This window comes from Aeromonas sp. MTB, from assembly GCF_056632455.1.
The window spans coordinates 481,440-500,000 of the sequence record NZ_CP147026.1 but is presented as its reverse complement, the minus strand read 5'-3'; the positions used below and the strand labels follow the sequence as shown (position 1 = coordinate 500,000).

At 57.5% G+C, this 18,561-nt stretch carries 15 protein-coding genes; 5 read left to right on the top strand and 10 right to left on the bottom strand.

Annotated features, from left to right (window positions below; genetic code table 11):
- Nucleotides 1-180: 180 nt before the first annotated feature.
- A complete protein-coding gene (locus tag WBR25_RS02375) occupies nucleotides 181-1,377 on the top strand; it encodes an NnrS family protein (protein ID WP_479749342.1) in 1,197 nt (398 codons plus the stop codon).
- Between the two features lie 16 nt (nucleotides 1,378-1,393).
- On the opposite strand, the gene WBR25_RS02370 is transcribed toward WBR25_RS02375, so the two are convergent.
- Nucleotides 1,394-1,963: a helix-turn-helix domain-containing protein gene (locus WBR25_RS02370; protein ID WP_005356457.1), complete on the bottom strand. Its 570-nt coding sequence runs from the start codon at nucleotides 1,961-1,963 to the stop codon at nucleotides 1,394-1,396.
- 119 nt (nucleotides 1,964-2,082) lie between these two features.
- On the opposite strand from WBR25_RS02370, the gene WBR25_RS02365 reads away from it, so the two are divergent.
- Both WBR25_RS02365 and WBR25_RS02360 read left to right on the top strand, forming a co-directional pair.
- Complete coding sequence (locus tag WBR25_RS02365; protein WP_479749341.1) at nucleotides 2,083-3,258, top strand: benzoate/H(+) symporter BenE family transporter; 1,176 nt, start codon at nucleotides 2,083-2,085, stop codon at nucleotides 3,256-3,258.
- Between the two features lie 122 nt (nucleotides 3,259-3,380).
- Entirely contained in the window at nucleotides 3,381-4,445 is a 1,065-nt protein-coding gene (locus tag WBR25_RS02360) for a DUF3103 family protein (protein WP_479749340.1), read from the top strand.
- A 69-nt stretch (nucleotides 4,446-4,514) separates the two neighbouring features.
- Here the strand turns inward: WBR25_RS02360 and metF are convergent, their stop codons facing one another.
- Nucleotides 4,515-5,405, bottom strand: a complete 891-nt coding sequence (gene metF, locus WBR25_RS02355; RefSeq protein WP_005340191.1) for a methylenetetrahydrofolate reductase — start codon at nucleotides 5,403-5,405, stop codon at nucleotides 4,515-4,517.
- Nucleotides 5,406-5,734: 329 nt separating this feature from the next.
- Between metF and WBR25_RS02350 the strand changes: the two genes are divergently transcribed.
- Nucleotides 5,735-6,535 carry a GNAT family N-acetyltransferase gene (locus WBR25_RS02350; protein ID WP_479749339.1) on the top strand — a complete coding sequence of 267 codons (801 nt, stop codon included), beginning with the start codon at nucleotides 5,735-5,737 and terminating at the stop codon, nucleotides 6,533-6,535.
- 73 nt (nucleotides 6,536-6,608) lie between these two features.
- Here the strand turns inward: WBR25_RS02350 and WBR25_RS02345 are convergent, their stop codons facing one another.
- From WBR25_RS02345 to WBR25_RS02335, 3 genes are all read right to left on the bottom strand, one after another.
- Entirely contained in the window at nucleotides 6,609-8,078 is a 1,470-nt protein-coding gene (locus WBR25_RS02345) for an ABC transporter substrate-binding protein (RefSeq protein ID WP_479749338.1), read from the bottom strand.
- 8 nt (nucleotides 8,079-8,086) lie between these two features.
- Nucleotides 8,087-10,066: a HAMP domain-containing methyl-accepting chemotaxis protein gene (locus WBR25_RS02340; RefSeq protein WP_479749337.1), complete on the bottom strand. Its 1,980-nt coding sequence runs from the start codon at nucleotides 10,064-10,066 to the stop codon at nucleotides 8,087-8,089.
- Nucleotides 10,067-10,288: 222 nt separating this feature from the next.
- Nucleotides 10,289-10,885 carry an OmpW family outer membrane protein gene (locus WBR25_RS02335; protein WP_005340187.1) on the bottom strand — a complete coding sequence of 199 codons (597 nt, stop codon included), beginning with the start codon at nucleotides 10,883-10,885 and terminating at the stop codon, nucleotides 10,289-10,291.
- Nucleotides 10,886-11,215: 330 nt separating this feature from the next.
- On the opposite strand from WBR25_RS02335, the gene WBR25_RS02330 reads away from it, so the two are divergent.
- Nucleotides 11,216-11,347: a hypothetical protein gene (locus WBR25_RS02330; protein WP_019445201.1), complete on the top strand. Its 132-nt coding sequence runs from the start codon at nucleotides 11,216-11,218 to the stop codon at nucleotides 11,345-11,347.
- On the opposite strand, the gene WBR25_RS02325 is transcribed toward WBR25_RS02330, so the two are convergent.
- From WBR25_RS02325 to WBR25_RS02305, 5 genes are all read right to left on the bottom strand, one after another.
- Nucleotides 11,344-13,017: a diguanylate cyclase gene (locus WBR25_RS02325; RefSeq protein ID WP_421336077.1), complete on the bottom strand. Its 1,674-nt coding sequence runs from the start codon at nucleotides 13,015-13,017 to the stop codon at nucleotides 11,344-11,346. The two genes, WBR25_RS02330 and WBR25_RS02325, sit on opposite strands and share 4 nt — an antisense overlap.
- A 121-nt stretch (nucleotides 13,018-13,138) precedes the next feature.
- Nucleotides 13,139-15,967, bottom strand: coding sequence for an excinuclease ABC subunit UvrA (gene uvrA, locus WBR25_RS02320; protein ID WP_064341415.1), 2,829 nt, complete (start codon nucleotides 15,965-15,967; stop codon nucleotides 13,139-13,141).
- An 89-nt stretch (nucleotides 15,968-16,056) separates the two neighbouring features.
- Nucleotides 16,057-16,347 (bottom strand): curli-like amyloid fiber formation chaperone CsgH, encoded by a 291-nt coding sequence (csgH, locus tag WBR25_RS02315; protein ID WP_235630053.1) that lies wholly within the window; start codon nucleotides 16,345-16,347, stop codon nucleotides 16,057-16,059.
- Nucleotides 16,348-16,481: 134 nt separating this feature from the next.
- Nucleotides 16,482-17,933: a curlin gene (locus tag WBR25_RS02310; protein WP_416035289.1), complete on the bottom strand. Its 1,452-nt coding sequence runs from the start codon at nucleotides 17,931-17,933 to the stop codon at nucleotides 16,482-16,484.
- Between the two features lie 34 nt (nucleotides 17,934-17,967).
- On the bottom strand, nucleotides 17,968-18,489 hold the full coding sequence (locus tag WBR25_RS02305) for a curlin (RefSeq protein WP_479749336.1): 522 nt from the start codon (nucleotides 18,487-18,489) through the stop codon (nucleotides 17,968-17,970).
- Between the last annotated feature and the right edge of the window lie 72 nt (nucleotides 18,490-18,561).

Sequence of the window (18,561 nt, the reverse complement as noted above, 5' to 3'; positions counted from 1 at the left end):
GGGAGCCGCGCCGGGATGACAAGGGCTTTTTCAGCAAAAAAGCTCGTTCGCTCAGATATCAAGCAACCACCTCTTTTTTTGTTCGAAATGGCATCAATCCTGACTATTGCCGGATTTAAATTGAACATTTGAAAAGCCAATTTATAATTGCCATCTCAAATGTTCAATTGGAATGCCCTCATGCATCAAATCCTCGATAGCCATAAGGAAGAGCAAATCGTCTCGCTGTTCCGCTTGGGGTTCCGACCCTTCTTCTTGTTCGGGGCTCTGTTTGCGGCCGTAGCCATGTTGCTCTGGCTGGGGCAGCTCAACGGTTGGCTTACCTTGCCCGGGATTGCCAACCCAATCTGGTGGCATGGTCATGAGATGCTGTTTGGTTTCGGGGCAGCCATCGTCGCGGGTTTTCTGCTCACCGCGGTGCAGAACTGGACGGCCCATCCCGGTGTTCGGAGCTGGCCATTGGCAATGGTGGTGGGGGTGTGGATGTTGCCAAGGACCTTGTTACCCTGGCTGGGTGAAGAGAATATGCTTCTGATGTTGGCAGACCTGCTCTGGTTGCCGCTTTGCGCCTGGTTCCTTGCCAAGCCTATCTTGATAACCCGGCAATGGCGCAACCTCTTCTTCGTGCCCCTGTTGCTGATACTGACCTTGCTCAATGGAGCCAGCTGGTTATGGCAGGCCGATTGGACCACCGTTGAGCACCTATTGATCACCACTGTGCTGTTGTTTACCACCCTGATCGCCGTGATGGGTGGAAGGGTGATTCCGTTCTTCACCGCCCGAGCAACCGGTCAGGAGAAAGCTGCACCTCTACTCTGGCTGGAGCGGGCGGCGCTCGCGACACAGTGGCTTATCTTGCTCTGCTGGCTGTTACTCCCCACCCAATGGGTCACCAGCATATATATAGTGCCTCTCTATATAGTGGCGGCGAGTTTGCATCTGTGGCGGCAACTGCGTTGGCATATGCCATCGACCCTTGCGCATCCCCTGCTGTGGTCACTCCATCTCGCCTATTTGTTTATCCCTCTTGGCCTGCTCGCCCTTGCGGCACATAGCACGGGTCTGCCCATCACGTTGTCGATGGCCAGTCACCTGCTCAGCGCAGGCTGTATGGGCACCATGATCCTGGGCATGATTGCGCGAGTCTCCCTCGGCCATAGCGGTCGGGCCTTGCAGGTAGGACGCAGGATCACTGGCGCATTCGCCCTGGTTATCGCTGCCGCTACAATGCGGGTGGCGATTCCGCTGTTCTGGCCTGCTTATACCCTGCATGGCTGGAACCTCAGCGCGCTTGCCTGGATCGCTGCCTATGGTCTGTTTGTCTGGGTCTATACCCCGATACTGATCCGCCCCAGAGCAGATGGTCGACCGGGTTGATGACTGCGGAACATGTTCAGGGTGTTGCCACCGGATAGTGGATGAGGTTGTGGAAGATCGCCGGGGCTATGCCCAGATTGCGATAACCGTGGGGGCGATCGGCAGCAAAACGCACCGCCTCCCCTTGCTCAAATGAGCGCCACGCCCCTTCCACCAGCACCTCCATCATGCCGCTGATGACGATGACATGCTCGGTCACTCCCGGCTCATGGGGCTCGGATTCACGCTGGTAACCCGGCAACAGGGTCAGCTCAAGCAACTCGAAACCAAACCGGTTTTCATAAGGGAAGAGCGGTGCCACTTGCATGCCCTCTCCCGCTGGCTGCTGGCGAATGGCATCGGCGGTGCGATAGAGCACCTCTGCCTGCGCAGCGGGTGTAGGCTCAATAAAACTGGAAAAGGAGACTCGAAAACCGGTGGCGATCTTCCACAGCGTCGCCACTGTCGGGCTGGACTCTCCCCGCTCAATCTGCCCCAGCATCGCCTTGCTGACACCCGTTTCGCGCGCGGCGGCATCCAGGCTCCAGCCGCGCTCGCTGCGCAGCCCCTTCAGTCGAGCAGCCAGATGCTGACTCATCTCTTGCATAACTGCCTCTTTATTACTCTTGCACGATGCGCCTTGTGCGCTATAGCGCACATAGATATAGTCAAAGCTGTATTGTACGTAATAACGCACAGCGCGTCACAACGCCAAGAGGAAGAGTCATGCCCTTCGCCATCCCCCATCTGGTCGCAGGCTTTATCGCCGTGATGGTCGGCTACACCAGTTCCGTCATCCTGATCATCCAGGCCGCCACAGCGGCGGGTGCAGATACAGCTCAAGTCGCCTCCTGGCTCTGGACGCTGGGGATCGGCATGGGGGTGAGCTGCATCGGCCTCTCTCTCTATTACCGCATACCCATACTGACCGCCTGGTCCACACCGGGCGCGGCACTGCTGATCACCACGCTGGGCAACTTCACTCTGGCGGAAGCGATCGGCGCCTTTGTGATCTCGTCCCTGCTGATCACGCTGTGTGGCATCAGCGGCTGGTTCGACCGTTTGATGAAACATATCCCGGCTCCACTGGCCGCCGCCATGCTTGCTGGCGTGCTGCTCAGATTCGGATTGGATCTGTTCAAGGTCGCCCCGCAAGATCCCTTGCTGCTTGGCACCCTGCTGCTGGCCTTCCTGCTGGGTCGCCATCTCTGGCCTCGCTATACCATGGTACTGGTACTGGGAGTGGGGATGCTGATCTGCAGCGTGCGGGGGGATTTGCAAATGGGCACCCTTCACTGGCAACTCGCCAGCCCGGTCTGGACATGGCCAGCCTTCTCCCTTGATGCTCTGTTTGGTATCACGCTGCCGCTGTTCATTGTCACCATGACATCGCAAAACATGCCGGGAATTGCCATCTTGCGGGCCCATGGCTATCAGCCTGCCACCTCCTCGCTGATCAGCTGGACCGGCCTGACCGGCCTGCTGCTCGCCCCTTTTGGCGGCTATGCCTTCAATCTGGCCGCCATCACTGCCGCCATCTGCATGGGCCAAGAGGTCGACCCGGATACCAAGCGCCGCTGGCCTGCTGCGGTTTGGGCGGGTTGCTTTTATCTCGTGACCGGCTGCTTCAGCGCAACCGTCGCGGCCCTGTTTAGCGCCTTTCCGGCAGTCCTTGTCACCTGCGTCGCCGGATTGGCCCTGCTAGGCACCATCGGCAACAGCCTGCACTCTGCCTTGCAACAGGATGAAGCGCGAGAAGCTGCGCTGCTCACTTTTATCATTACTGCATCCGGGATCAGCCTGCTCGGCATCGCGGCAGCCTGCTGGGGTCTGCTGATTGGTCTGGCTATCTATCAGTTCCAATCATATCGACAAAGGAATCAATTGAACCTCAAATCGTGAACCTCTGCACACTATCCAGATAAAATGATTCACAAGTGAAACTAATTTCCCTCTAGTGGTGTCAGGGCGCCAATCTTCCCGGACATGGTGCCCTGTCAGGTTCCATGCAACGGAGTATAAAAATGAAAAATCAGGCTGTCTTGTTACTACTGGCCATACTGGGTGCTACGAGCGTCCAGGCTGCCGATGCGGATCGAGAGCTGGCTCGCCAGCTCGCACTTCAGCAGAAAAACCTGCTGCCCCTGCTGAGCAATCAGCAATACCAGAGCCCGCTTCCCACCCTGCTGCAGAAGGCCAGTCCACGGCTTAAACGGCAGGCGACCGATGCCAACCAGGCGGCCATCAGCCGGCAAGGACTGGATGGCGAGGTCAAGCAACTGATGCAGTTGCGGCTGGCCAACACCGATCAGGCCGCCGCACTGCAACAGGGGGTCGAACCGCTGGTCGCCTATGTTCCGAGCGGGGATGAGAAGAGCTGGAGCGCCATTGAAGCGTTCGACAGCGCTGGCAATCCCGTCTATCTGGATGTGGACAAGGCACCGGCCCGGCCGGTTCTGGTAGTCGAAGCCGATCCCGTCAAAGCCAAGAACGCAGGCTTGAAAGTGATGCGCAAAGCACTGACCGATGCGGATCTGCAAAGCGCGCCGCGAGCGGTGGCCAGCACGGCACCGCTCAAGACCAGTATCCTGAAAAAGATCAGATTGAAGGATGATCAGGAGCCTTGGCTGCTCGGCGCAGCCGAAGTATATGCGGTGGTCGCAGGGGTCAATCCCAGCCGGGATGAGCCTGTGGTCGATATTGTCGACATGCCCTACCTCGACTATGACAACACAGACTACACCCCCAACCAGATCCTGGTTTACTGGGATCGCTATCGCTGGGGTGCCGTCGATGTGGTGATGATGGAGCAGGATGACAACGTCAACTATAAGGAGCTGAGCGCTCTGCTGATTGAAGCTCTCAAACTCGGCTTTACCGCGGGTGGCGTGCCGGAAGCCCTGCCCTTCCTCGATCTCGGCGGTCGCATCGTCAAGGCACTGCCCGACTCCTGGATGACCAACAACGACGACTATCTGGATACCTTCTACACACTGGAGCAGGATCAGGTCTATCGCCAGTATCCGGGGGCTGCCGGTAATGCGGTTATCGATCTTGAGCCAAAAGAGATCGCCCCGACCAGACCTTGATAATCGGCTATAACGAAAAAGCCAATGAGCAACTCATTGGCTTTTTGCTTTTATCGCGGTGAGCACAGGTCAGCCCTTGGGACGAACCCCCAGGGTATGACAGATGGCATAGGTCAGCTCGGAGCGGTTCAGGGTATAGAAGTGGAAATCCTTCACCCCCTCCTGACTCAACACGCGCACCTGATCGATGGCGATGCTAGCCCCCACCAGATTGCGGGTCATCTGATCGTTATCCAGCCCCTCGAAACGCTGATGCATCCAGCGCGGGATCTTCACATTGGTGAAACCGGCAAACTTGGCCAGCGTCTGGTAGTTGGAGACCGGCAGGATCCCCGGCACGATTTCGGCATCGATACCGATGGCGGCGCAGCGATCCCGAAAGCGCAGATACGTTTCCACATCGAAGAAGAACTGGGTGATGGCGCGGTTGGCACCGGCATCAATCTTGCGCTTGAGGTTGAGCAGGTCGGATTGCGCACTCTTGGCCTCCGGGTGCCCTTCCGGATAGGCGGCAACCGAGATATCGAAGTCAGCCTCCGACTTGAGCAGGGCAACCAGATCGGTGGCATACATATCCGGCTTCTCCAACCCCTGCGGCAGGTCACCGCGCAGAGCCACGATATGACGAATGCCGCTGTTCCAGTAGTCGCGGGCGATGGTGCGCAATTCGTCGCGGCTGGCATCGATACAGGTCAGATGCGGCGCCGCAATCAGACCGGTCCGCTCCTTGATGTCCTTGATCACCTTGTGGGTGCGATCACGGGTACCGGAGTTGGCGCCATAAGTAACGGAGACGAACTTGGGTTCCAGCACTTTCAGCCGTTCGATGGACTGCCAGAGGGTATTCTCCATCCCTTCACTGTTGGGCGGAAAAAACTCGAAACTGACCGATATATCGCCATTCAAATCTGCCAAGCTCTGGTTGAGCGCCTCAACCTGACGTGCACTGTGAAATCCCATCTGCTCTTCTCCCTGTCCTGCAATCCATCTGCCTACGTCAAAACGGATGTTTGGACGTCTAAACGTCTTTATATTTATGAGCAAAACGACACAAAGTCAACAGGGATTTACCTCACATCCGATCTGACGAACTTCATATTTACAAAATTAACGGTACGTAACCGAAAAGTGCCCATCCCAAAATCGCCCCAGTCGAGTTATGATGGGGGCAGATCGTCCTGGACGTTCTGAATCTGCGTGTGATTGTTTGGCCGGAGGTTTCTCCGGCCCCTTTTCATCTATTCCCCACTCCTGCCGATAACAGAATGAGTCTTTGCAGGAGCACCATCATGGATACCCACCCCGGCTTTGCCACCGACTTGCTGTTCGATCGCTATCAGGGCGAGGTTGTTCAGCACGATCAGTTCTGGGCTGTTCGCACGCCGGATGCTCCCGACTATTACTTCGGCAACTACCTGCTGCTCCCCACCCCGCCCAGCGACCGCGACAAAGGCTGGCTGGAAGCCGCCTTTGATCAGCTGATCGGCCAGGATCCTCGAGTACGCCATCGCACCTTCCAGTGGCCACTGGCGGCCGGGCAAAACAGCCGGATCGCCGGTTTTGTCGCAACGGGATACCAATATATGGAGTGCGTGGTGCTGGCGCTGGATGAACAGAGCTGCCCACCTCCTCACGACGACATGAACAAGGTTGAGGCACGCACCTTCACTACTGCTGATTGGCCTGAGTGGCTCGACTTCGAACTCCATGAGCGGGATGAGGGACACTCGGAACAGAGCTATCTCCCCTATCTGCGATCCCGCCAGGCGCTCTATCAGGCCATGATTGCCGATGGTCTCGGGGACTGGTGGGGGATCTGGAAAGAGGAACAACTGGTCGCCAGCTGTGGCCTCTTCTTTTGCGGCACACTTGGGCGCTTCCAGTTGGTACGCACGCACCATGCGTGGCGCAATCAGGGGTTATGCCGCCAGCTGCTGAGTCAAGTGGCTCGCGCAGGATTATCCCGTGCCAAACAGCTGATCATAGTGGCTGACGAGCATTACCATGCCCAGCGCATTTACCGCTCTCTGGGGTTTGCCCCGGTAGCCCGCATCGGCAGCCTCTGCCGCTGGCCCCACGAAGCACAATAAAGCGATACATGCTGGCCGCGAGCCATAAAAAAACGGGAGGCTGATGCCTCCCGCTCTTATTGATGCAGATGACCTATTGCTGTGGCTGCTGTGGCGCCTCCAGCTCGTTGGAGAGCGCCTGCTCCACCTCATCCGACGGCGCCGATAATGGGACAGCGGCCGCTGATGCGGGCTCTGCGGGAGTCACAGCTGGTGCCACCACGGCCGGTGTTTCACTGGTCGCGGGGGCTGCTGACACCTCAGCTGTCGGTGTTGAAACCGAGGCAGGGACAACCGCATCACACTGACAATCCGCGCTCTTGGCCTTGTTGCCCTGATGAGGGGCATACCAGCTCTTCAAGCCACTTTCCAGTCGATCCGCGGCAGCCTTGGGCTCCATCTTGCCGAGCAACACAGCCTGACTCACCTCGGCCAGCTCATCTCCCAACTTGGGCGTACCACGGGAGAGGATCTGGGTCGCCACCCGAATGGTCGAGTCACACTGATCGCGCCACTCCATCATCTCTTTGGCCGCCGGATTGGTGACATCGAAGAAGTGGTTGGAGAGGGAGAAGAATCCCGGCAGCGAGTTGGTATAGAGCTCGGCAAATTGCGGCGTCGTCAGCCACTGCAGGAAGGCCATTGCCCCCTCTTTATTCTTGCTGGCCGGGTTCATCCCCATACCGATATCGGTGTGGTCGGTAAAGAAACAGCCATCACCCTGTTTGGCCACCGGCGGACGCATGACGCCAAAATCGACCTTGCCGGTGAAAGGGGCTATCTCCCAGGAGCCCGCCACATAAAATGCAGCCTTGCCCGACGTGAACAGCTCGTTGCTGGTCGCATAATCGCGGTTCTCGCCACCTTCACCGAGGTAGGAACGCCAACGAGCCAGCTCGTCGAACACCTTCACATATTGCGGGTTGTCCAACCGCTCCTGCCCGCCAATCAGTGCCAGACGGCCGTCCTCTCCCTTCCAGTAGTTGGGGCCAATGTTCTGGAACCCCAGTTCGGAGGCAACCCAGCTCTCGGAACCACTCATGGCCAGCGGCACATAGCGACCGTCGGCCTTGATCTTGTCCAGCACGGCGAAGAACTGATCGCGGGTTTGCGGCAAGGTGAGTCCCAACTCACTGAAGATCTTCTTGTTATAGAAGAAGCCATGGATCACCGAGGCCATCGGCACGCAGAAAGTCTGGGCACCGGAATCCGTCTGCCAGGGTGACTGGGCAAAACTCGGGAAGTTCTCCATCCCTGCCATTTCGGTCAGCTCGGCCAGATGGCCCGCCTTGAACAGGGCGAGCGAGTCATCAAACGGACGACAGGTAATGAGATCCCCCGCCTTACCGCCTTTCAGGCTCTCCCACAGAGTGGGCATGTAGTTGACATTTTGCACCGGATGAAAACTCACCTTGATGCCGGGATGCGCCGCTTCAAATGCCGGGATAATCTTCTGCTCCCACAACGCCTTGTCATCGGTTCGCCAGCTTTCAATCACCAGCTCGCTGGCCATCAGCTGGCCACACAACAGGAGACTCAGGGCTCCAATCCACTTTTTAGACATAAGCCCTCCTAGACCTTGAAATGTGCGATCAATTGCTGCTGTTTGGCGACCAGGTCGGCCAGCACTTCGCTGCTGCTGGCGGATTCGCGCGCCTCCCGCTCGGTCTCGTATGCCACATCGGCAATACCGGCGATATGACGAGCGACCCCCTGACTGACGGAGATCTGCTCCTGCGCGGCATGGGCCACCTGATCCGCCATCGACTTGATGGCCCCCATCCGATCGGCAATGGATTGCAACGCCACATCCATCTCGCGGGTCTGCTCGACACAGCTCTGGGTCTGCTCCTGGCTGCGCCCCATCACTTCAACCACATGCTTGCTGGAGCTCTGCAGGTTCTCAATCATCCCCTGGATCTCTTCGGTCGAAGTCTGGGTGCGATTGGCCAGCGCCCGCACCTCATCGGCCACCACCGCAAAACCGCGACCGGCATCGCCAGCACGGGCCGCTTCGATGGCGGCGTTCAATGCCAGCAGATTGGTCTGCTCGGCAATACTGCGGATCACATCGAGAATGCTGCCGATGTTGTTGCTGAATTCGCCCAGCTTGTAAGTGATGCCGACCGCCTCCTCCATGGCGCCAGCCAGCTGCTCGGTGATCCGGCGAGTGGTGGCAACTTTCTGGCGACCATTGCGCGCCTCTTCATCGGCCAAATCCACTTCCCGCTTGGTGCCATCGGTAGAGCGGGCCACCTCGGTGGCGCTCACTTCCAGCTCGGTAATGGCGGCGGCCACCTGATCGGTCTGGCTCTTCTGCTCCTGTACCCGGGACATGGCCCGTTCGCTGATCTCGGCGGCGCGGCTCGCCTCATCCACCAGATGACGGGAGCCCGCATTGATTTGAGAGAGTAGTTCACCGGTCTTGCCCGCCAGCGTATCGATGGAGCGAGAGAGGCTGCCAAATTCGCAACTGCTGCGGTAGTTGATGCGGCGGGTCATGTCACCGGCCGCCATGTAATCGAGCTCCTTGTTGATCATCTGCAACGGGCGCTGAATGCTGCGCGCAGTGGTATAGCCGATCACCAGCGCGGCAGCGGCCGACATCGCGGCAACCACCAGGATCCAGAAGCTGGCACTGCTGACCGCCGCATCGGCGTTGATCCGGCTGTCGCTGGCGATGGCACCGGCGGACTTGCCCATCTCATCGAGCAAATTGAGGCTGTTGACCAGACTGGCATCCAACTGCTGATTTTGCGTGGCCAGCGACAGCGCCAGTTGCTGAGCCTGACGCATGGTTGCCAGCAAGCCCTGAGTGCCGAGCGCCAACTCCTGCATCCGATCCAGATTGGAGACAAAGCGCGCTTTCACATCATCGGGCACCAGCACCCGCTCCAACCGCTTGCGGGCCATCTCGATGTCCTTGCTGAGTACCTTTTCCAGCTCGTTCAGGTCGGTTTTGGCATCGGCACGGCGGATATTCTTCAGATCGCGGGCAATACCTGAGGTAATAAGTTCCGCCTTGTTGCGCATGGAGCGCTTGCTGGCGGTCTGTTGCAGCAGCAGATCCGCCGCCCACTGGTAGGTATCCTCAAGGCGGATAAATTCCATCTCCAGCTTGTGGCGCTGATCTAATGCACTAACCCACTGCCGATGCTTGGCCAACACCTGATCCGCCAAGCCATAAAATTGAGTGGTAGCACTCTCGACCTGCTGGAAGCGGGCACTAGCATCCGCTACATCGGTAAATTTACCCATCTCCTGACTCAGCTGGGCGAAGCGGTTCTGCTGCTCCTTGAACTGATTGGCCAGCTGCGGCAACTGGGCGGCATCTTCACTGGTGCGGTAGACCAGCACCCAGCGGTTACTATCCTGCAGTGCCCCCTTGAGACCTGCGACAGCCACTACCAGCGGGGTTGCCCGGTCAGATACGGCAGAGAGGCCGTCATTTATACCCTTGATTTTAAAGGTACTGATCACACCAAGCAGGATCAGCAACAGCAGCATCAACACGAATCCGGCGATGATCCGCTGCACGATAGATAAGCCCATGGAGACATCCTCACTCATTGGGGGAAGGTAAAGTGAACATAGTCACTATCGGCAGGGGTGGCGAATAACTGAAATAAAGCGGCAGGTATTTAATTGATTTGTATCGGGTTGGATCACAGTACAGACAAAATCAGACAACCAAAAAAAGCCCGGCACAAGCCGGGCTGAAAGAGACGTACTTTGCTATCTTCCGCGGTCCGTTCAGAACCGCAGTCAGAATCATTAGAAGCGGTAGCCAACACCCACCATAAAGGCCATCGGGTCGACCTTGGTATTAATGGTGCCAATCGCTGTATGCACATCGGTATCGATATCCATGATCCAGGCTGAACCGTTGACAAACCAGCGGTCAGTGATCGCCATATCGATACCAACTTGTCCGGCAACCCCCCAGGAGTCATCGACTTTGACATCGGTTCCTGACAGTGCACCACGACCCTCTTCATCAAAGAAGGTGGTGTAGTTCACGCCAATACCGACATACGGGCGAACCTTGCTTTGAGCATCGCCAAAATAGTACTGACCCATCAGAGTCGGCGGCAAATGCTTGATCTTGGCAACTTCAGCGCCACCCAGTTTGACTGAATGAGAGAAGGGGGTTGCAGCCAGCAATTCGACACCCCAGTTATCAGTAATCATGTAAGAGAGAGTCAATCCCAATTGCATGTTGTCATTAATTTCCAGCTCTACAGGCGTGCTGCTTTCCTGCGGCGATACAAATGCCAAACCACCACGAACCAGAATATCACCAGCCTGATGGGCCATGGCGAAAGGAGAGGTCACTGCAGCGGCAATCATCAGAGGAAGTAATTTTTTCATCACGTAATCCCTTTTTTTGTTTTCATTTGATGCTGTAAGCCCGCTGACTATATGCCCTTGTAAATGCAAAGTTATTGACTTGGAGCAAAGGTTGCACAGAAATAAATCGATTGGTGTGACATCTTTGCGCACCATCCCAATCTCGTTGAGTCCCCAGACAACAAGCCGAAATACCTGTTTAGACAGGTTGTAACTACCCGCATCCAGCGCCAAAAGGGGCAAGCAATCCACACCTTATTGCGCGGCAGAGTGGCTATTAATTGTTGTTAATATGGGCAAATCAGCGTATTTTTTGCGCCATACAAGTTACTGGGAAGTAATGGTTTATTTATGAAAAATGAGTCGAAATGGCAAAAGGTGGGGGCCTTTCTCGCGGCCGTGTGGGGAATCGGATCCTTTCTCTTTATCCTGCTCGGTTTTATTGTCGCCCTGGCCTATCTGGTATTGGTACGGCAGGGTTAATCCGGATTGACAGAGTGCAGCAGGGTGATATGCCCCCCTTCGGCAAGCTGTTCCGGAGTCTGACCCATTCCCTCAGCAGAGAGGCTAACAGCGTAGCCACACCACCGATTTCGCCCGCCGACTTTGGCCTGGTACAGCGCCATGTCCGCCAGTTTGAAGCTATGACTCCAGAATGAATCCGGGTACTCCGGGTGCAACGGATAGCGGCAGAACCCCAGCGACACCGTCAACCAGAGTGGCGCATCCTCTCTGCCAAAGCGGTGCTGAGCGACACGCTGGCGGAGATATTCGACCCGCAGCGCCAACTCTTGCTCGTCATCCACCTGCAACAGCAACAAGAACTCCTCCCCGCCCAGCCGGATGATAGGCTCGCGCTCTCCTGTCACCACCTTGCGCAGCAGATCCGCCAACTGTTTCAGCACCAGATCCCCGATGTCATGGCCAAGGCGGTCATTGATCCGCTTGAAATGATCCAGATCCAGCAGCAATAACAGACAAGGTTTGGCCCGGTTGGCCTGCAACCAGCCATCGAGATAGCGACGATTGAAACAACGGGTCAAAGGGTCGGTGAATGCAGCCATCTCCATCTGGCTGGATTTTTCCAACAAATCATCGTGTTGCTGACTGACCTTGCTGGCCATCTCCTTGAACTTGCCGCTCAGGGTCGCCATCTCGGCGCTGCTGTCGATATAGGGGATCAAGGTGGCATCAGGCCGATCGCCAAAGCGTTGCAGCGCCGACACCAGCTGCTGCAACGGGGTGAGCACAATGCTGTTGAGCCGGTACATGGCGATCATGACGCAGATAAAACTGATAAACAGCATGCCGATAAAGGTCCAGAGCGCCCCCTCCATGACGCCACTCAAGATCTTTCTCTCCTCCTCAATCACCAGAGTCAGCACCGGCTGGTTATCGCTGTTGAGCAGTCGCACCTCTCCCCTGAGCCGGGTGAGCCCAAGGTCGATCAGGCGATACGTTATTTGCGGTTTCAGTGGTTTGAAGGTAGCGGTGACATCCAGATTGGCGTGGGAAATCGCCAGAGGCAGCGCGGTACGCTCCGATACCTGCTCGAGATAGGCCTTGTCGAGCCAACGTACAACCAGCAAGAAACCGTTGAACGGTGCCGACTCGTCACTGTTTCTGATCGGCTGCCACGAGTACATCAGCGGCCCCCACTGGGAAGCACGGATCCCGTGCAGATTGATGCCCCCGTGCGCCACCGAGCGCGCCCTTAACTGCTTTTTCAGTTCATCAAGGAAGTAGGGAAACTGATCCGGATTGATCCCCGGCGCATCGGGTAGCAGGGTGCGCGTCCAGATTTCGTAGCCGGTGAGATCCATGAAGCTCATCAGGTTGAGACTAAAATCCCGCATCGGCATATCACTGAACAGGTTGGATTCGATGTACCCCCTGCTTTTGTTGTCCATAAAACGATGGCTGTCATCCCAGATGCCCCAATCCCGACTGAATGCATCCAGAGCTGCCACATCCGCCTGCACCGCCTTGGTCACGCGCAGCAGATGCTCCTTCATTCGTTGCTCCTCAATCCGGCTGGCGGCCGGGATCTGGGCCCACGCCAGCAGGACCAGCAATAGCAGGATCGCCCCCAGCCAGATGGGGAACATGGAGTAAGCCAATTGATGATCAATCGTGCGCGGAGCCTGAGCCATAACCCGATATATCCATTACCATGATGCTGAGATGCCAAGCCTGCCCACACCTGACGAGCTTCCCCCTATGCTCCCGATTTTTATAACAAAAAGGGGCCAAAGGCCCCTCGATTATAACGGCTTATCGCGCCAATAGCGGTCGTAAAAAACGAGCTGTATGAGACTCTTTATTGGTGCAAATCTCTTCCGGCGTCCCCGTCACCAGAATGCGGCCACCACCGGCGCCGCCCTCCGGTCCCAAATCGACGATCCAGTCGGCAGTTTTTACCACATCCAGATTGTGCTCGATGATGACGATGGTATTGCCGCGATCCCGCAGCTGGTGCAGCACCTTGAGCAGTTGCTGGATATCGTGGAAATGCAGCCCGGTGGTCGGCTCATCCAGAATGTAGAGAGTCTGACCGGTATCCCGCTTGGAGAGCTCACGCGCCAGCTTGACCCGCTGCGCCTCGCCGCCCGACAAGGTAGTAGCAGACTGGCCGAGACGGATATAGGAGAGGCCCACGTCCATCAGGGTCTGCAGCTTGCGCGCCACCGCCGGCACCGGATCGAAGAACTCGCGGGCATCTTCCACTGTCATCTCGAGGATTTCGTGGATGTTCTTGCCCTTGTACTTCACCTCCAGGGTCTCGCGGTTGTAGCGCTTGCCCTTGCAGACGTCGCACGGCACGTAGACGTCCGGCAGGAAGTGCATCTCTACCTTGATGACGCCATCCCCTTGGCACGCCTCGCAGCGCCCCCCTTTCACGTTGAAAGAGAAACGGCCCGGCTGGTAGCCGCGGGAACGCGCCTCCTGAGTGCCGGAGAGCAGCTCGCGGATCGGAGTGAACAAACCGGTATAGGTGGCCGGGTTGGAGCGCGGGGTACGACCGATGGGGCTCTGGTCGATATCCACCACCTTGTCCAGATGCTCCAGCCCCTCGACGCTGCGATAGGGTGCCGGGGTGGACTCGGTCGCCTTGTTGAGCTCGCGATGAGCGATGCGGAACAGAGTGTCGTTGATCAGGGTCGACTTGCCGGAGCCGGAGACGCCGGTGACGCAGGTCATCACCCCGATGGGCAGATCCAGGTTGACGTTGCGCAGGTTGTTGCCGCTTGCCCCCTTGAGTTTCAGCCACTTGCCGGTGAGCGGCGTGCGCTCGGCCGGAATGGCGATCTGCTTGCGACCGGAGAGGTAGTCACCGGTCAGCGACTCCGGATTGTCGATAATCTGCTGGGGGGTGCCCTGCGCAACAATTTCGCCGCCATGCACACCCGCCCCCGGGCCGATATCCAGCACATGGTCGGCGAGGCGGATGGCATCCTCGTCGTGCTCCACCACGATCACCGTGTTGCCCAGATCGCGCAGATGGGTGAGGGTCTTGAGCAACCGCTCGTTGTCGCGCTGATGCAGACCGATGGAAGGCTCATCCAGCACGTACATCACCCCCACCAGACCGGCACCGATCTGGCTGGCCAGTCTAATGCGCTGCGCTTCGCCGCCTGAGAGAGTCTCGGCGCTGCGCGACAGGCTCAGATAGTTGAGACCCACGTTCACCAGGAAGCCGAGTCGCTCGACGATCTCTTTCAAAATCTTCTCGGCAATCTGGGCGCGCTGGCCGGTGAGGTTCAACCCTTCGAAGAAGGCCAGTGCATCACCGATGGACTGCTCGGCAATGGCTGGCAGGTTGCGGTTATCGACGAAGACGTGGCGCGCCTCTTCCCGCAGTCGGCTGCCACCGCAGCTGGTACAGGATTTATTGGCGATGTATTTGGAGAGCTCTTCACGCACCGAGTTGGACTCGGTTTCCCGGTAGCGCCGCTCCATGTTGTGCAGGATCCCCTCGAACGGATGCTTGCGCACCACCACATCGCCGCGATCGTTCATGTAGCGGAACTCGATCTCGGTGCGACCGGAGCCGCGCAGGATCACCTCCTGGGTCTTGACCGGCAGATCCTCCCACGGCGTCTCCAGATCGAACTTGTAGTGCTCAGAGAGGGATTTCAGCATCTGGAAGTAGTAGAAGCTGCGCTTGTCCCAGCCACGGATGGCGCCGTTGGCCAGACTGATGGCCGGATCGCCGATCACCTTGGCTGGATCGAAATATTGCTGCACCCCGAGGCCGTCACAAGTCGGGCAGGCACCGGCCGGGTTGTTGAAGGAGAAGATGCGCGGCTCCAGCTCCGACATGGAGTAGCCACACTCCGGGCAAGCGAAGTTGGCGGAGAAAGTCATGGGGGCGACCCCCTCCTCCCCGTCCATTGGCACCACCAGTACGATGCCGCCGGAGAGGGTCAGCGCCGTCTCGAACGACTCGGCCAAACGCAAGGCAAGGTCCTCGCGCACCTTGAAGCGATCCACCACCACCTCGATGGTGTGCTTCTTGTGCAACTCCAGAGTCGGAGGATCGGAGAGATCGCACACCTCGCCGTCGATACGGGCACGGATGTAGCCCTGGGCCGCCAGATTCTCCAGCAGCTTGGTGTGCTCCCCCTTGCGATCGCGCACCACCGGGGCCAGCAGCATCAGCTTGCTCCCCTCCGGTTGGGCCAGCACCTGATCCACCATCTGGCTGATGGTCTGGGCGGCGAGCGGAATGGCGTGGGTCGGACAGCGCGGCTCACCGACCCGGGCAAACAGCAGACGCAGGTAGTCGTAGATTTCGGTGATGGTACCGACGGTCGAGCGCGGGTTGTGGGAGGTGGACTTCTGCTCGATGGAGATGGCGGGCGAGAGCCCCTCGATATGGTCGACGTCCGGCTTCTCCATCAAGGAGAGGAACTGGCGGGCATAGGCGGAGAGGGACTCCACATAGCGGCGCTGCCCCTCGGCATAGAGGGTATCGAACGCCAGAGAGGATTTGCCCGAACCGGAGAGGCCAGTGACCACGATCAGCTTGTCGCGGGGCAGGGTCAGATTGATGTTCTTGAGGTTGTGGGTGCGAGCACCCCGGACCACGATCTTTTCCATCTTGTTGCACGCTCGATACAGAAACCTGAGCGAGTCAGTATGGCATAGAGACTACTGGATGAATAGACAGTCATGAGATGAAATGCGCATCATCCGGCGCACGCCATCTGCTCTTTTTTCTCCACCAGCAGCCGCTCGTTTTGCCATATCCGGGCAGTGACCTCGACCCGATAGGGGCAACGCAAACCCAGCCCTATTTTGCCAACCGCCATGACCACTCCAGCCTGCAGCGACAGATTGCGGCTCTGGCGCTGAGTCGTCCTCCCAGCGGCCCCTTCGCCATACACCAGCAACCTGAAGCTCACCTTCAAGTTGCGCTTGCTGAGCAGCGTCGGTGCAAGTGACAGCCCCTGTTCGCTCTGCACCATATTAAGGGACAAGCGGATCGACGGATCGGGTTCTATCTCGGTTTCCCTTGCAGTTGCTGGTGAAGGAACGCGATAAACCAGCATCAACCCACAGAGCAGCACCAATAAAAGAGGGGCCCGCAGGCCCCAGAATCCGGAGATAACCATCAGTTGCTACCAGCCCCTTGATAGACATAGGCATGGTTATCGCTGCCCAATACGGTCACATTGGCAGTATTGAAGCTTTCGTTTTGCACCACATCAACGGTGTTACGCCCCCCACCAACCCCAGCATTGACGTAGACATTCGCCTCGTGCTCAGCGCCGTTCTGGGTCACGGTGAGTTTGTTCTCGCTACCCAAGTAGGACTCAACCTTGGCATTGTTCAGCTCACCATCCTGGCTCACTTTGACCACAGACTCAGAGTGAGACGCATCGGCATAAGCCCAGTTGTCAGTGCCTTTCTGAGCAACAACCAGCTCGTTGTCCGAGCCCCAGGTCCATGCGCCTTTGCCTTCCCCATCACGAGCAGATGCAACCTGGTTGCCAGTTCCGTTCTGGTCGATATCGATGGTATTGCCGCTGCCTGCTTGTTGCACTGCATTGGCATAGTTGTCATTGCCTACCTGATCAATGGTGACCGCACCATCGGTACTGCTGGCTAACTGATTGACCACGGCCTTGTTGTCATCACCTGTCTGGTTGATCAAGGCATCATTGCCAGTACCTTGCTGGTCGGTCTCAATACGGTTGCGATTACCATCCTGTGTCAGGTCAGCAAACTCCCCGGTTCCAGACTGTTTGGCCAACAGGCCGTTGCCATTCCCGGCATCAGACCCTTGCTGCAAAGTCACCACTTCACCGCGGGTTCCACTTTGCTCAATAGTCGCTACGTTGGCACTATCGTATTGAGTGACGTCTGCATTGTTCAAAGAACCACTCTGAGTCACCACTGCAGATGTTCCTTCCGCCGGTGCATAGTCATAGTTACCGGTTGCCTGCAGCACCTTGGTGATATTGCGCTCTCCACGTTGTACCACTTCGGCGTTGGCTCCATCAGCCGCTGTCTGGGTCACGTCAGCCTGGTGAGCCCCCCCTTCTAGCTGCTGCACACTCGCCCGAGCGAAATCGGATATCTGGTTATTAATGACAGCCTGATTACCATCCGAGATTTGAGTGATCCTGGAGTCAGCTCCGTCACCATTATCTTGCTTGATCTTGGCGTCGTTGCGATCCCCATCCTGCACAACCCCGGCAACCGCACCGCCATTCTCAAATTGCTGAATCACATCAGCAAAGTTGTCGTTCCCCTTTGTATCGATGGAGGCTTTGGAGAGGTTAGTGTCACCTTGTTGCAAGATGTAACCCTTGTTACTGTCACCTACCTGCTGAGTATCGGCATCTGACTGGCCGGTATTCTTTTGAGTGGTAACAGCTGTGTTGTTGTTACCAGCTTGATCGATGTTAGCCTTGTTATCGACGCTTCCCACCACCTGGTTAATGGTGGCGGTATTGCCGCTCTGGGCCTGGTTCACCGTAGCCTGGTTGCCAGTAGATGCCGCCCAAGCGGTGCTGGTCGCCAGAAGAACTGCCGAGGCAATGATGGTACGTTTAAACATGATTTCCCTCTCGTGCTAATGGTTGAGCCTAGGCTCAGTTGGTTTGAACGACATTTACTTGCTGATTGGCTCCCGTCTGAATAACGGTTGCCGCCAATCCGTTACCGTTTTGCTCGATGTTGGCCTGATTGCCATCACCCAGCTGGATCGCCCGGGCCTGATTGTTTGCCCCTTGCTGACTGATCCAGGCTTCATTGCCGCTGCCTTGTTGCAGCAGCCAAATCCGGTTATTGATGCCCGCCTGATAGAGCTCGGCGCTATTGCCCTCGCCCAGTTGCGCACCATTGACCCAGTTCTCATCTCCCACTTGGGAGAGCGCCAACTCATTGGCCCAACCCTGTTGCAGCAGGCGCGCCTGATTCAGCTCCCCTTGCTGGGTGAGATGCAGTTGCTGCTCGCTACCGAGTTGCCACAACAGCGCCTGATTCCCATCGTTCTGCAGACCGGAATCCAGCTCGCTTGCCATCGCCAGCTCGTCGAAGACGGCAGGCTCTGCGGCGAGTTGCGGGGCGCCCGATATCAGCAGGAAAAAGAGAGCACTCAACAGGTGTTTCATCGCGCCATCGCCTTGTTGGAAAACGCCCACAGTATCCCTGTCAGACCAGAGGCGGCCTATCAGGCACTCCGC